A 12,788-nucleotide genomic window follows, 5' to 3' on the forward strand; every position below is an offset into this window, starting at 1 on the left:
GGCCACAGACGGACGCCGCAACGCTCTCGGCTGCGTTCGGGCAGTCTCGCAGCGTTATCCACTATTGGCGTCGCCAGTATGATTTTCCAAAAGCTGTGCGAGTTGGAAATTGTTCGTTGACGTCAAGTGCTGAGATATTGAAGTGGTGTAACCGCTTTGGGTTAAGATTGATTTGGGCCTAGAACGATGATCGCGCAGCCGAACCTCGCCGTAGTTGACGGTAAATCAACGGTCGCCAAGGATGAGCGCGGCCGGTTCGTGTCGGGGCCGGGCAACGTCGGACGTCCGCTAGGCAGTCGAAACAAACAATCCAGCGAACTGATGAAACTTGTTCGCGCGATGGGACCGCGTGCCGTCGAAAAGCTTTCGGACGCTCTCGATGACAAAGAGAGCCCATCGCACTGGAAAGCCTTAGAGCTAATCCTGAAGTATTGCCTACCGTCATCCCGCACCATCGAAATGGACGATCTCACACCCGCCGCTATCCGCGACGCTTTTGTCAACGCTGAACTGAGCGCGGACGAAATGAAGTCGGTCGCAACTGCAATCGAGAAGCTGCGATCAGTCGAAACCATGGATGAATTTGAAGCGCGCCTATCAAAACTTGAAGCCACGGCACAACGTTAGCATGTCATGCCGATTAGCGCTCGCGATCGAAATCGTCTCGCAGCGATTGAAGCAAAGATAAGGCCTGACCACAGCCTCGCCGCCCGTCTCGAAATCATCACCGACGAACAGCGCGAAGAATATCAAAGGTGGCGTGATCGGTATGACCAATGGATAGCGGGCGAGTTGTCCAAAGTTGACGATCCAGATAACCACGACGAACATTTGTACGTGCTGTCGCTTCGTGGATATCACGGGCCACGATTGCGACCGGATATCGACCTCGCCTTGAGTGGGCCAAAGCGAACAATCCCGGAAACAATCACAAGGATTGATCCGCGAACAAAACGATCGATTAGCCGCTCGACAACAGAGGAAGACGCCGCAGAAATATATAGAAATATATAGGAGATATCGTGATGACCACCGATAGCACAAACGGTCTATGGGATTACCTTGTCGATAATTCACCGGTGCGCGACGTGCGGATTTACAAGGTATTTCACCCGCGCCCTTTGATCTACACTTTCGACCGCAACGGCTTGACGAGCTTTGCCAGCGTGAAAGAATTCGACGATGCGTACGGAAAATATGAATCCAATAAGCGCCCTGAAATCAGGAAATGTGACGCTCTATATTTGGACGTAGGTCAGCGTGATCCGGCGCGAGAATTGCAGACGTCTGATTTTGGACCGGTACGACTAGACCTCTCCATCAGCAGCGATACGCTGTTCCGGATCACCTACCATCAAATGTTGACCGCACCTCCGGATCACTCGTTTGAAACGCGGGACTTGCGCTTGTTCTTTGAGAAAGAGAACCGCTCGCTCGAAAGTGCTAAACGCGTTTTCGAAAGCGACGACGCAAAGCGGTTTTTCGAACGCATCGTACACTCAAAGCGGACGTCCCCTCCTCCGCGATCATCGCGAAACTAGCTGAATTAATACACGCGCATCACCGCAACTCTATCGCACTCACCAGAATCGTTCGCCAAATCGTTGATTTCAGTGCGTGGCGCGTGCTTCGCGCTTGACCTGATTCGTCAAATCAGCAGTGCTCCAAATGCGTGCCATCGAGCGCGCTGGAGGCGCCCCATGAATATTGCTGAGATCGGCTTCGCTGCAGACACCAGTGACCTAGAGGCGGCTACGGACAGCCTGCAGGCGCTTGTCCCGGCCAGTGCGGCGGCAGAGAGTGCGGCAGCCAAAACTAGTGCGGCATTGTCAGGCATGTCTGCCGCTGCTTCTAAAGTCGCCGCTGCAGCGGCTGGCGTGACGACGCAAACCGCTGCAGCGGCCAAGGTAACGCAGATCGCGAACGGTGCGACCAACGCAGCGATGGGCGCAAATAAGGCCGCAGCAGCGGCGGCAGGGAAAGCTGCAGCCGCAAACGACAATCTGGCGCACAGTCACGCCGGGCTATCGACGCAGGCGATGGCCGCGAGCCATTCCATCCGGTCCATGGTTGAACAGATTGCGATGGGCATGCCGCCGACGCAAATCTTGATGGGGCAACTAAACCACCTTTCCTACGCCGCGAGCGGTCCCGGTGGCCTATCGAAAGCGTTCAGCGACGCGATCGGGACGTTTTCACAGTTCATCACCGTGGGAAGGCTAGTCGTCGGCGGCATCGTCGGGATCATCGTTGCATTCGGTTCGCTCGCAGTCTCTGTAACCAAAAGCCTTGTCGCATTGGACGATCTCAGTCAGCGTTCAACTTTCACCATCGCTCAGTTGCACGCTTTGCAGCAAGCAATGTCACTTAAAAGTGTCGCTCCGGAAGACTTCGAAACCGCCGTGAATGCGATCGCAAAAGGTGTCAGCGACGCGTCCCACAATATGGGTGGCTTGAACGATCTATTTCGCGCGAACAGCATCCGGATTAAGGACAATGTTTCAGCGCTAGCATCTGTTGCCGATCTCGTCGCGCGGACGGGAGACGGTCAGCAGCGTATCAACATTCTGCAAGCGGCTGGATTGCCGACGACGCAATCATTTATGCGCTTCATGGCGCAAGGTGGTGCTGCGATCAAGGCGGCGGCTGCCAATACCGTCCAATTCAACAGCGATGCAGAAAAGAATTTGATCGCGAAGGCTCGCGAATTCGATGACATGTGGAATAGAGTGACAACAAATTTCACGAACTACTTCAAGTTAGCAGTTGTTACAGCGGTCAATGAACTGTCGAAACTCAGCGATATTCAGATTCCGTCGTGGTTGAAGAATGTCGGACGGATGGGTGCGTCGCTCATTCCGGGCCTCAATGGTATTTTAGCAGCGAGGGATTTGTACAACGGACTGAAGACACCAAATCCGATCGATGACCGGTTCGGCGCATTCACCAAGCCGTCGAATTCCGGCTCACTTGCCGAAGGTCTGAACGCAAGCGCTCAAAAATTGAACGGTGCCGCAAACGGAAGTCAGCCGAAAACGCACAATCAAGTCATGAAAGAAATCAGCGACGCGCAAGCGCGGATTTCTATCCTTGGCGATCTCGCGACCGTTGAGCAACAGGTTCAGCAAAAGCAATTGGAGTTGAACGCGGCTAATCTGAACGGTATCGGTGTCAACGATACCATGGCCGCGAAAATTCGGCTTGCCGCCCAAGCACAGGCTGAACAGAACCGCGTCAACCAGATGGCGCAAGCCGGTATCTTCAATCTCAGCGACGCGCAAAAGGCTGCGGCCGATACGTTGCAGCATTGGATCGATATGAAGATTGTCGATCCGACGAACACGCAACAGATGGCGGCTGCGCATCAGGTACTTGCCCGGTCCATCGATCAAACGCGCGAAGCCGCCGCCATTGCAGCCGCGCCGTTGCAGCAATTGAAGCAACTGGAATTGGACAGCGGCAACGTGATGAAGCAGTTTGACCAAACTGCAACGACTGCACTGAACAACCTAGTACAGCCAATTCAGGATGTTTTGAACGGTACGACGAAGATTAAGGACGGCTTCAAGAACATGGCCGTTGTCGTGCTGCAAGCCATTCAACAGATGATCATCAAAATGTTGATCCTTAAGCCGATCGCGGCAGGGTTGCAGGGCCTGTTCGGCTTCAGCAACGGCGGTGTGCCCGGAGCAGTAGGCCCTACCTCGCTCGGAGGCGCCCCGCTGGTCGCGAATGCTTTGGGCGGTGTCTACAACTCGCCGTCGCTTTCAGCCTATTCAGGCATGGTCGTATCAAATCCAACGCTGTTCCGCTTCGCGAGCGGCATGGGATTGATGGGCGAAGCGGGGCCGGAAGGTATCTTGCCGTTGAAGCGCGGACCATCGGGGCAGCTAGGCGTCCAGATGTTCGGATCGACCAGCGCCAACAACGACAACAGCAGTGTGCAGATCACTTATGCACCCACCTACGGCGATATTGCCCCGGGCGCTGATCCGAAGGCCATTGCGGAACTACGGGCTGCGCAGGCAAAGGATCGCGCGGAATTCGGCTCCAATGTCGCCAAGACAATGCAGTCTCTCCGCAAACACAACGTTAGAGTTTGAACCACAGAGAAAGAATTAGGTCATGCAGAAAACGGTTTTGGGTGAGCAGTCGCAATCGGTCACGTTGGAAGCCGGTTACACATTGAAGATTTCAGCAGCGTCGGAATGGACGTCGGGCCGTCTGCGGCTGCCTGAGATTAGGACGCTCACTGGCAAAGGCGTGTGGAATATACCGCTCGGATCATCGAAAACGTTCGGCCCGTTCCCGACCGTTCGTCGCTACACCCTCGACGCACTCGGCGCAGGCGGCAAGATTAGCTACGAAATTTACAAAGCTCCGTACGACATTGCTACGCAGGTTGGAAATATCGAAAGTTTCTCAGCATCTTTCGCGCTTCAAAACGAAGACAACGGCAAAGTGTTTCGTTGTGATAGCGCAAGCAACGTAACAGTTGCTGTTCCTGCCGATCTCATGGAAGGATTTAACGTCGGCTTTGTGCAATGGGACGCTGGCACGATCACGCTTGCATCCGAGCCCGGAGCAACGAAACGTGCTGGCGGCTCGGCAACATCATCGCAATTCCAAAGCGGATCGTTAATCGTGCTCAAGAACACGGACGGGGCTAGCGCTGAATTCAAAGTTGGCGGGGATTTTGCCTAACTCAAACGAATGACCGTCAGTCGCATCAACGCCGCGCGAACTGACGGTTCAACCCCGATCGTTGTACCGGATGTACGTACGGCGATCGGGGAATTTACGCGAAGGCACCATCAAATGATGAACGCTTCTAGACCCGAATCATTTCGCAAAGAGCCATCGCGCGAACCGAGCAACGACGAAACCCCAACCATATTCGTCGTTGTCGTTCCCAGCCATCTGGTGAAAAGTTTCACGCAATGGGCGGACAGCGCGCAGGTCGAATATAAACGACGCTGACCAACGTTCATGAGCGCGGCCGGTTTTGGCCGGCCAGGGCAGCCTCGATCCGGGTCGTCGAATAGACGACGACCGATATCAAAGCGCTAGTGAAATAGACGATGGCAGCCAGTACCATGTCGATGATGGTCCTACTACTCGCGATGACGAGGAAACAGACGACAAGAGCGATGATGCTGACGACGACAGTAAATGCATCTCCTGATCTCGCAGCATAAACGAACGGGGCAACGGCAGTCAGGAAGACGCAAACCCCAATGACAATCCCGAGCGCAGCACCGCCGCCAACCGCCAACGATGGCGCGATCTGTTGCAGAATGCCTTGGAAGTCGGGTTTGGGCAGATCGCCCGTCCAAACGAGATAGCAATACCCGCCAATCACGACGACGAGTAACGCGAACGCGGTAAACCTGACTGCAAAGCGAACGTATTCCATGATTGCCGCGACCTCGACCGTACCCCGCGATCCTTGCCCAATATTCCTTCGGGTGACAAGTCATCATCAGCTTGTCGCGCAATTCAGACACCCCCTGATGTTGGGCGGAAACATCATCCGCAATTTGCTTTGCAACTGTTCGACATTTTTCGCCGCTCACCAGCGCTACTGACCATTTGGCGTGAAAACTCAGCTTAGGCCGAGATCGCGGAAGCCTTCGCAGTCGGAAGCTGATCCCACGTTCGCCCATCCAACACCCGACCCGTTTGCTTCTTTTGCACCCCACCCCACTGCTTAAAGTGGAAGGCAACGCCCGCGTCTACGCACTGATCCCGAATAGAACGTACCCAATCGGGGTCCATTGGGCGCGCAGAGGGACCGCTTTCGCCGCCCGCAATAGCCCAATCGATGCCCTCCAGATCCAAGTTATCAAGTGGGCCAAGCAACGGTTCGAGGCTCAAAAACTTGATGAATGCCGGAGTCGAACGCAGATGGTCAATTCGATCGGTATATTGGTCGCTTTCAACGCTGACGCCCATCCAAACGTTATTCGGCCAGGGCAACTGGTTCGCAACGCTAGCGAGCCGTTTTGCACGTTTGGTCAAAATTTGAAACGTGTGGTGTCCAGCACGTTGCATCACGTCAAAAACTTTACCGATGAATTCCAGTGGCACCTTCTCGTGGAACAAGTCCGACATCGAATTGACGAAGATAATTTTTGGGGTCTTCCACTTCAGCGGTATGTTTAAGCTGGCATCGTCTAGAACGATTTTGCCGTTCCACTTAGCGCGACCGCCGGTCACGCGAGTGGTGCCCGCGTATTTTGGTTGCCCCATCGCTTCCAATCGGCGAGCAAGGCGCATTGCGTAGCAGTTCGTGCAACCCGGTGACAAGATCGTGCAACCACCAACAGGATTCCAAGTTGCTTCTGTCCATTCGATCGGTGAATTTGTGGCCATAGCGGAAATCCCTACTTGAACGTTACCTGTATGTGTTCGGCGAAAGTAGCAATGCCTTTTCGCTTGGGTCGCTGCGCTGCTGGTGGATCAGCTGTGATCACTCCTGCTGCCTCCAGTTGTCTAAGAGCCTCTTTGTAGTTTTTATCGGTGTACGGAGTATCAACGGAATGATTTTCGTAAATCTGGCGCATCGTTAAAGTCTTACCTGCGAAGACCTTGGGCAAATCCGCTAGTAGCTTGTCGAATGGTTGCAATAGTGAAAACAAGAGAGGTGTGGAAGCGTCTGCCGGGGAGTAGGCGAAAGAAGCAACGCCCTGATCCTCAGTCGAGCTTTCGCCCGCCATGATCCCTTTCATGATTTCATAGCCTTTGAACGCCTTCGATACGAAGATCAAACTATGCGACGTTCGCGCGCCACGCTTGAAACGAAACGGGAGCACGAATTTTCCGCCCATGCCTTTGATCGCCTGTGATAGCTCCTCAAGGATCAGTGTCTCACGCGCATCAGGCGTTTTTCCTTCGATCTTCTTTCGCAAATTGTCCGCACGTTCCACACCGAATAGCGCGTCCATATGTTGTTTCACTTTATCGTTCGATAACCCGGCATTGATGCGGCCATAATTGAAGAAAAATACGCAGTCGCATCCCCAATCCTTGATAACGCCATTTACAATCTTGAGCGACAGGCCCTTGTAACCAAACGGATCAACAAAGGTGAAGGACGGAATGATGTTCCGTTCGGCAAAGAATTTCTCTGCGTCCGCTCCAACTTCGTTGCATTGAACGTCCGGTTTAAATTTCAGCTTCTCAATCCCCGGCAGCGCATTGATTTCCTGCTGAAGATTTGATGAGTGGTCCTTACTGGCGTCGTTGAACAACGTCACCAGCATCGAACACATATCCTTGTCGTTGATGGCGTGTTCCAAAACCAACAGCGGTGTCGAGGCTGCGCCGTCTTTATAGCGGCCCGGTCCAGCATAGAGATCGATGTAAGCGATCTTTCCACCGTGTTGCTTCGTCGTTGGAATAATTACTTTTGCCCAAGCGTAAAAATACTTTTGGATGATCCTCGCTTTGGTTTCCGATTGATCGGTTCGTTCATCAAAAAATTTTGCACCTGCCAATGGAGTTTTTCCTCGCACAGCTTGGAGTGGATTCGCTTCCAGCATGCACGTTACTCCGCAGATTCGACACGCACTATACCGTTCTCCATTTGTTCCGTCTAGGCAGTTCGGCCTTCCCCCAGCATTCGGCCTGACGACAAAAGCCAAGGCATTGGTTAGTCGCTTCTGGTAAGTGGATAAGCCACGAGATTGAAAATATTGGATTTTTGCCCTTGACGGGCGGAAAGGGCGGCATCCCTGCTCTACCCGTGGCCATCTGGCTATCCCGGCGGCCGGATGGAATACTCCGGCGGCTCCTCCCCGGGGCCGAGGCGGGCAGCGCCCTCCGAAGATGACGTCCAACCATAACCGGAAACCCCAAGGCCCCGCCCATGCCCGTCGTGCTCGATCCCGATGCCGCAGCCGTCTACAGCGCCTTCCAGGAAGCGGGCCGCCCCGCCTATGAGACGCTGACCGCAGCCGAAGCGCGCCTGTTCTATCTGCAGGGACGTCTCGTGACCAATCCGGAGCCGCCGGAGCTCGCGCGTATCGCGCCGCTGTCGATCCCGGCGCCGCACGGCGCGATTCCCGCGCGCATCTACGTGCCGAGGGAGACGCGCGGCCAGGCCGGATCGTCGCCCGCGCTGGTGTTCTTCCACGGTGGCGGCTGGGTGATCGGCGATCTCGACACCCACGACGTCGTCTGCCGCAAGCTCGCGGTCGAGGGCGCGCTGATCGTGATCTCCGTCGACTATCGGCTCGCGCCCGAGCACAAGTTTCCCGCGGCCCCCGACGACGCGATCGCCGCGACGAAATGGATCGCCGCGAACGCGCGCGAACTCGGCATCGACGCTTCGCGCCTATGTGTGGGCGGCGACAGCGCCGGCGGCAACCTCGCAGCCGTCGTGGCGCTGGCCGCACGCGATGGCGCGGGCCCTGCGATCGCGGGCCAGGTGCTGATCTATCCCGCCGTCGATTTCGCCATGACCCACGGCTCCCATAGCGAGCCCGAGACCAGCGTGCTGCTGACGCATTCGGTGATCCGCTGGTTTCGCGACCACTATCTCAACGGCGCGGCCGACACCCACGATTGGCGGGCCTCACCGGCGCGCGCCACGAGCCTCGCCGGTCTGCCGCCCACCTACGTTCTGACAGCCGGCGCCGACCCGCTGCGGGACGAAGGCAACGAATACGCCGAGCGCCTGAAGCAGGCCGGCGTGCGCGTCACCTCCCGGCATTTCCCCGGCCAATTCCACGGCTTCTTCACCATGGGCAAGCTGCTGCCGCAGGCCAATGTCGCGGTGAGCGAAATCGGCGCGTGGCTGAAGGGCCTCGGCTAGGCCGCAATCAGCGCGATGGCTTCCGTTATTCGAAACGTCTTCGCCGTGCCCGTGCGCTGGCTCGCCTGGCTCGGCGACCAGGGCACGCGCGCCGTGGCGGCCATCGTGTTCATCGCGGCTGCCGTGCCGCCGCTCGGCGCGCTGCTGCGTCCCTATTTCACCGAGGCGATCTTCGCCCTGCTCTGCATCTCCTTCATGCGCGTCGACCTCGTCGCGCTGTCCGGACATCTGCGCCGGCCGGCGCTGGTCGCGGCCGCCACCGCCTGGACCACGATCGGCGTGCCGCTGATCGTCGGGCTGATCGCCTGGTCGGCCGGTCTCACCACCCGCTCGCCGGGCCTCTTCATCGCGCTGGTGCTCCAGGGGGTGGCCTCGCCGATGATGGCCTCGCCCGCGCTCGCCGCGCTGATGGGGCTCGATGCGACGCTCGTGCTGGTCACGCTGGTGACCTCGACCGCGCTCGTCCCGTTCACCGCCTCGCTGTTCGCCGGCCTCTTTCTCGACGGCATGCTCAGCGTCTCGCCACTCACGCTGGGCCTGAAGCTGCTCGGAATCCTGGCGGCATCGCTGCTGGCCGCGACCATCATCCGCCTGGTGTTCGGCGCCGAGGCGATCCAGCGCAACAAGCGGCCGATCGACGGCCTCAGCATCGTGCTGCTCATGATCTTCGCGACAGCGATCATGGGCGACGTGGTGAAGGACCTGTTGGCCGATCCGGTCTTTACGATCGGCATCGCGCTGCTCACCTTCGCGATCTATTTCGCGCTGCTGGCCCTCACCACGCTGATCTTCCGCCGTGCCGGATACGAACGCGCTCTGGCGATCGGGCTGATGGTATCACAGCGCAATCTCGGGCTGATGCTGGCCGCGACCTCGGGCGCACTGCCGACGACGACGTGGCTGTATTTCGCCGTGACGCAGTTTCCGATTCACCTCGCGCCCTACATGCTGACGCCGATCGCACGGCGATTGACGGCCCGCGCGCCGGCCGCCGCCACCGCGCCCGGCACGACCTAGCGCTTGTCCTAGGAAGCGCGCGCCGCCCGCCGCAGCGCCTGCGGCGGCTGGCCGAAGGCGCGGATGAAGGCGCGCCGCATGCGCTCGGGATCGCCGAAGCCGGTGGCCTCGGCGACCAGCTCGATCGCCTCGCGCGAGGACTGCACGCGCTCGCGTGCCACCTCGATCCGAAGCCGCTCGATCGCCTTGGACGGCGTCGTGCCGGTCTCCGCGGCAAAGGCGCGGGCGAAATGCCGCGCACTCATGCCGGCGCGATCGGCAAGGTCCTCCACGGTCAAACGCGCGTCGAGATTCTCGCGCGCCCATGACAGCAGCGCGCCGAACCGTCCGTTCGGCGTCTTCAGCTCCAGCAACGACGAGAATTGCGACTGCCCGCCGCTGCGGCGATGATAGAGCACGAGCTGGCGCGCCGTCTGTTGCGCGATCTCCTCGCCGTGGTCCTCCGTGACCATCGCGAGCGCAAGGTCGATCCCGGCGGAGATGCCCGCCGACGTCCACACATTGCCGTCGCGGGTGAAGATCTGGTCCGGCTCGAACTTCACCCTGGGATAGCGCGCGACGAAATCGACCGTGCGTCCCCAATGCGTGGTGGCGCGGCGGCCGTCGAGCAGGCCGGCTTCGGCGAGCACATAGGCGCCCGAGCAGACGCTCGCCACGCGCACGCCGCGCCGCGCCAGCCGCTGCACGAAGGCGCGCGTGACCTCGCAGCGCGCCGCGTCGGCGACGCCGGTACCGCCCGCGATGACCAGCGTCGTGATCGCATTCGCCGACTTGAGATCGCGCGCCAGCATTTCGGCGCCGGACGAGCTGCGGACCGGCCCCCCGTTCACCGCCAGGACCCGGATCGGCGACGTCGTCCTGCCGGCGCAGCGCGCCGCGATCTCGAACACCGAGATGGGGCCGGCCGCGTCGAGCAGCTGGAAATCCGGGAAGATCAGGATGCCGATCATAGTTATGTCCGAAATAGAGGGAAATATGCCATTTTGGACGGAAGGCCATCATGCCAACCTGTCCACGTCAAGCTCATAGTTGGAGGCTTTCATGTCGACACCGCTCCAGATCGGCCTGCTGGTGTTTCCGAACGTCACGCAGCTCGACTTCACCGGCCCGCTGCAGGTGTTCTCGTCCCTCCCCGACGCGAAGGTGCACCTGATCTGGAAGACGCTGGCCCCGGTGCCGAGCGATTCCGTCCTGATGCTGACGCCGACCGTGACGTTCGCCGACTGTCCACAACTGGACGTGATCTGCGTGCCGGGCGGCTTCGGCACCGATGCCCTTCTCAACGACGAGGAGACGCTGGACTTCGTGCGCAGGCAGGCATCCGGCGCCAAATTCGTCACATCGGTCTGTACGGGCTCGCTGGTGCTTGGCGCCGCCGGGCTGTTGAAAGGCTACAACGCCGCGACCCATTGGAGTGCGATGGACGTGCTGGCGCTGTTCGGCGCGACTCCGACCAAGACGCGCGTCTGCATCGATCGCAACCGCGTGACCGGCGGCGGCGTCACCGCCGGAATCGACTTCGCTCTGACTTTGGTCGCGCTGCTGACGGATCGCGCCACGGCGGAAGCCGTGCAGCTGCGGCTCGAATACAATCCCGCGCCGCCCTTCAATGCCGGTTCGCCGGATACCGCGCCCGCCGAGGTGCTCGCGACGTTGAAGGAGCGGGGCGCACCGTCAAGGGCACGCCGCCTCGATGCCGCCAAGCGCGCGGCCGAGCGCCTGGCGTAGAGCGCCACGACAGAAAAAGGCCGCTCGGTTTCCCAAGCGGCCTTTCCTGTCTTACGGCGGCGCACATTCACATCGGGCGATTTCGGAACTTCCAGACCGGGGGCCTATCTCCCGATCGAGTCCTGGTCGGCGGCCGCTGCATCTCGGGACAGTCGCGAACTGCTACCCGAACCGAACGCAATGGTTTCCCATCTCCGCAAGATGGGAGGATTGAGCAGCATCGCCCACGCGAGCGCAATCGCGGGGCGCGCGGCATCCCCGCTGTTCCCGTTGTCCACAACGGATCGGGGCGGATGCGCCTGCATCCACCCCGATCGGAGAATGACGATTCGTGCTGGGACCGGAGGCCTAGCCGGGCGTCCAGGGCTGGTAGTCGCCGGTCGCCTTCGGCCGCCGGCCGCTGGCGAGCGTCGAGCCCGACGGACGGTAGGCCCGCGGCGTGCCCGTGAGATTCGGCTGGTGCGGCTTTTCCCACTCGCGCGGCTGGTAGTTGGTCTCGGTCGGCGGGGTATCGACGACGTGATGAATCCAGCCATGCCAGGAGGGCGGAATGCGGCTCGCCTCGGCGTAGCCGTTGTAGACCACCCAGCGCCGCTCGAAACCGAGCGCCGGATCAATCGCGCCGCCGCTCGTGCGGTAATAGCGGTTGCCCTGCTCGTCCTGGCCGACCAGCTCTCCGAACCGCCGCGTCCAGAGTTGGGTGCCAAAGGTCTGGCCATTCCACCAGGTGAAGAACTTCAGGAAGAACTGTTTCATGCGGCTAGGGCCCTGCTTCGTGGGGTCCTGATGCCATCCGGACGGCGAAATGTCCAGTTCTGAGGGTGCGGCCAGGCCCCACGGGAAAGGCGTGACAGCGCCGCAATACGGACGCGATCCGTTCATGCCGGATACAGCCCCCGCGTGAAAATCTGCATCCCGTACGCACACCCGTGTGATCCCAGGAACCAGCGCCCTTTCAAGGGGTTTGCTTCCGGGAAAGGAGTTTGAACATGAACAGTCTGAGAGTTTTGAGCGCCGCTGCGGCACTGGCGCTGGTTCTTCCGCTCGCAACGCCGAGCTACGCCCAGGGCCACGGCCGCGCCGGTGGCGGCGGCGCTCATTTCGGCGGCGGCGGTGGTGCTCATTTCGGTGGTGGCGGCGGCCCGCGCATGGGCGGCGGCGGCTTCGCCGGTGGCCCGCGTGTCGGCGGAGGTGGCGGTTTCGCGGCCGCTCCGGCAGCGCGCCC

13 protein-coding genes and 1 pseudogene are annotated in these 12,788 nt (G+C 59.5%); 8 read left to right on the forward strand and 6 right to left on the reverse strand.

The genetic code is table 11. The annotated features are described in order from the left end of the window. The first annotated feature begins 186 nt into the window (after positions 1–186). On the forward strand, positions 187–627 hold the full coding sequence (locus tag QM712_RS30440; RefSeq protein ID WP_415026846.1) for a hypothetical protein: 441 nt from the start codon (positions 187–189) through the stop codon (positions 625–627). On the opposite strand, the gene QM712_RS30445 is transcribed toward QM712_RS30440, so the two are convergent. Continuing rightward, positions 598–831 carry a hypothetical protein gene (locus QM712_RS30445; RefSeq protein ID WP_415026847.1) on the reverse strand — a complete coding sequence of 78 codons (234 nt, stop codon included), beginning with the start codon at positions 829–831 and terminating at the stop codon, positions 598–600. The two genes, QM712_RS30440 and QM712_RS30445, sit on opposite strands and share 30 nt — an antisense overlap. A gap of 194 nt (positions 832–1,025) precedes the next feature. Between QM712_RS30445 and QM712_RS30450 the strand changes: the two genes are divergently transcribed. From QM712_RS30450 to QM712_RS30460, 3 genes are all read left to right on the forward strand, one after another. Beyond that, on the forward strand, positions 1,026–1,541 hold the full coding sequence (locus QM712_RS30450; protein WP_415026848.1) for a hypothetical protein: 516 nt from the start codon (positions 1,026–1,028) through the stop codon (positions 1,539–1,541). Positions 1,542–1,700: 159 nt separating this feature from the next. Then, the gene (locus QM712_RS30455) at positions 1,701–4,103 is read left to right on the forward strand and encodes a hypothetical protein (RefSeq protein WP_415026849.1); all 2,403 of its coding nucleotides are present in this window, start codon (positions 1,701–1,703) and stop codon (positions 4,101–4,103) included. A gap of 22 nt (positions 4,104–4,125) precedes the next feature. Then, the gene (locus QM712_RS30460; protein WP_415026850.1) at positions 4,126–4,704 is read left to right on the forward strand and encodes a hypothetical protein; all 579 of its coding nucleotides are present in this window, start codon (positions 4,126–4,128) and stop codon (positions 4,702–4,704) included. A 283-nt stretch (positions 4,705–4,987) separates the two neighbouring features. Here QM712_RS30460 and QM712_RS30465 read toward each other — a convergent pair whose 3' ends face one another. The 3 genes from QM712_RS30465 to QM712_RS30475 form a co-directional block, all read right to left on the reverse strand. After that, on the reverse strand, positions 4,988–5,416 hold the full coding sequence (locus tag QM712_RS30465; protein WP_415026851.1) for a hypothetical protein: 429 nt from the start codon (positions 5,414–5,416) through the stop codon (positions 4,988–4,990). Positions 5,417–5,610: 194 nt separating this feature from the next. Further along, positions 5,611–6,375: a DUF5131 family protein gene (locus tag QM712_RS30470; RefSeq protein WP_415026852.1), complete on the reverse strand. Its 765-nt coding sequence runs from the start codon at positions 6,373–6,375 to the stop codon at positions 5,611–5,613. An 11-nt stretch (positions 6,376–6,386) separates the two neighbouring features. Beyond that, positions 6,387–7,544 carry a three-Cys-motif partner protein TcmP gene (locus QM712_RS30475; RefSeq protein ID WP_415026853.1) on the reverse strand — a complete coding sequence of 386 codons (1,158 nt, stop codon included), beginning with the start codon at positions 7,542–7,544 and terminating at the stop codon, positions 6,387–6,389. A gap of 326 nt (positions 7,545–7,870) precedes the next feature. Between QM712_RS30475 and QM712_RS30480 the strand changes: the two genes are divergently transcribed. Together QM712_RS30480 and QM712_RS30485 are read left to right on the forward strand one after the other, a co-directional pair. Then, positions 7,871–8,818, forward strand: a complete 948-nt coding sequence (locus tag QM712_RS30480) for an alpha/beta hydrolase (protein ID WP_415026854.1) — start codon at positions 7,871–7,873, stop codon at positions 8,816–8,818. A 15-nt stretch (positions 8,819–8,833) separates the two neighbouring features. Then, positions 8,834–9,835, forward strand: coding sequence for a Na+-dependent transporter (locus tag QM712_RS30485; RefSeq protein ID WP_415026855.1), 1,002 nt, complete (start codon positions 8,834–8,836; stop codon positions 9,833–9,835). A gap of 8 nt (positions 9,836–9,843) precedes the next feature. On the opposite strand, the gene QM712_RS30490 is transcribed toward QM712_RS30485, so the two are convergent. Then, positions 9,844–10,785, reverse strand: a complete 942-nt coding sequence (locus tag QM712_RS30490) for a GlxA family transcriptional regulator (RefSeq protein WP_415026856.1) — start codon at positions 10,783–10,785, stop codon at positions 9,844–9,846. A 91-nt stretch (positions 10,786–10,876) separates the two neighbouring features. On the opposite strand from QM712_RS30490, the gene QM712_RS30495 reads away from it, so the two are divergent. After that, a complete protein-coding gene (locus QM712_RS30495) occupies positions 10,877–11,563 on the forward strand; it encodes a DJ-1/PfpI family protein (protein ID WP_415026857.1) in 687 nt (228 codons plus the stop codon). A 348-nt stretch (positions 11,564–11,911) separates the two neighbouring features. On the opposite strand, the gene QM712_RS30500 is transcribed toward QM712_RS30495, so the two are convergent. Beyond that, positions 11,912–12,319: an NADH:ubiquinone oxidoreductase subunit NDUFA12 gene (locus QM712_RS30500; RefSeq protein ID WP_415026858.1), complete on the reverse strand. Its 408-nt coding sequence runs from the start codon at positions 12,317–12,319 to the stop codon at positions 11,912–11,914. A 233-nt stretch (positions 12,320–12,552) separates the two neighbouring features. On the opposite strand from QM712_RS30500, the pseudogene QM712_RS30505 reads away from it, so the two are divergent. Further along, positions 12,553–12,788, forward strand: a pseudogene (locus QM712_RS30505) (BA14K family protein); the annotation flags it as partial.

The sequence above is a fragment of the Bradyrhizobium sp. genome (assembly GCF_047605465.1).
Taxonomy (GTDB): Bacteria; Pseudomonadota; Alphaproteobacteria; order Rhizobiales; family Xanthobacteraceae; genus Bradyrhizobium.

Coding starts and splice junctions, on each gene's coding strand:
- QM712_RS30440 (WP_415026846.1), top strand. CDS start 187: ATGATCGCGCAGCCGAACCTCGCCGTAGTTGACGGTAAATCAACGGTC.
- QM712_RS30445 (WP_415026847.1), bottom strand. CDS start 831: ATGTTCGTCGTGGTTATCTGGATCGTCAACTTTGGACAACTCGCCCGC.
- QM712_RS30450 (WP_415026848.1), top strand. CDS start 1,026: ATGACCACCGATAGCACAAACGGTCTATGGGATTACCTTGTCGATAAT.
- QM712_RS30455 (WP_415026849.1), top strand. CDS start 1,701: ATGAATATTGCTGAGATCGGCTTCGCTGCAGACACCAGTGACCTAGAG.
- QM712_RS30460 (WP_415026850.1), top strand. CDS start 4,126: ATGCAGAAAACGGTTTTGGGTGAGCAGTCGCAATCGGTCACGTTGGAA.
- QM712_RS30465 (WP_415026851.1), bottom strand. CDS start 5,416: ATGGAATACGTTCGCTTTGCAGTCAGGTTTACCGCGTTCGCGTTACTC.
- QM712_RS30470 (WP_415026852.1), bottom strand. CDS start 6,375: ATGGCCACAAATTCACCGATCGAATGGACAGAAGCAACTTGGAATCCT.
- QM712_RS30475 (WP_415026853.1), bottom strand. CDS start 7,544: ATGCTGGAAGCGAATCCACTCCAAGCTGTGCGAGGAAAAACTCCATTG.
- QM712_RS30480 (WP_415026854.1), top strand. CDS start 7,871: ATGCCCGTCGTGCTCGATCCCGATGCCGCAGCCGTCTACAGCGCCTTC.
- QM712_RS30485 (WP_415026855.1), top strand. CDS start 8,834: ATGGCTTCCGTTATTCGAAACGTCTTCGCCGTGCCCGTGCGCTGGCTC.
- QM712_RS30490 (WP_415026856.1), bottom strand. CDS start 10,785: ATGATCGGCATCCTGATCTTCCCGGATTTCCAGCTGCTCGACGCGGCC.
- QM712_RS30495 (WP_415026857.1), top strand. CDS start 10,877: ATGTCGACACCGCTCCAGATCGGCCTGCTGGTGTTTCCGAACGTCACG.
- QM712_RS30500 (WP_415026858.1), bottom strand. CDS start 12,319: ATGAAACAGTTCTTCCTGAAGTTCTTCACCTGGTGGAATGGCCAGACC.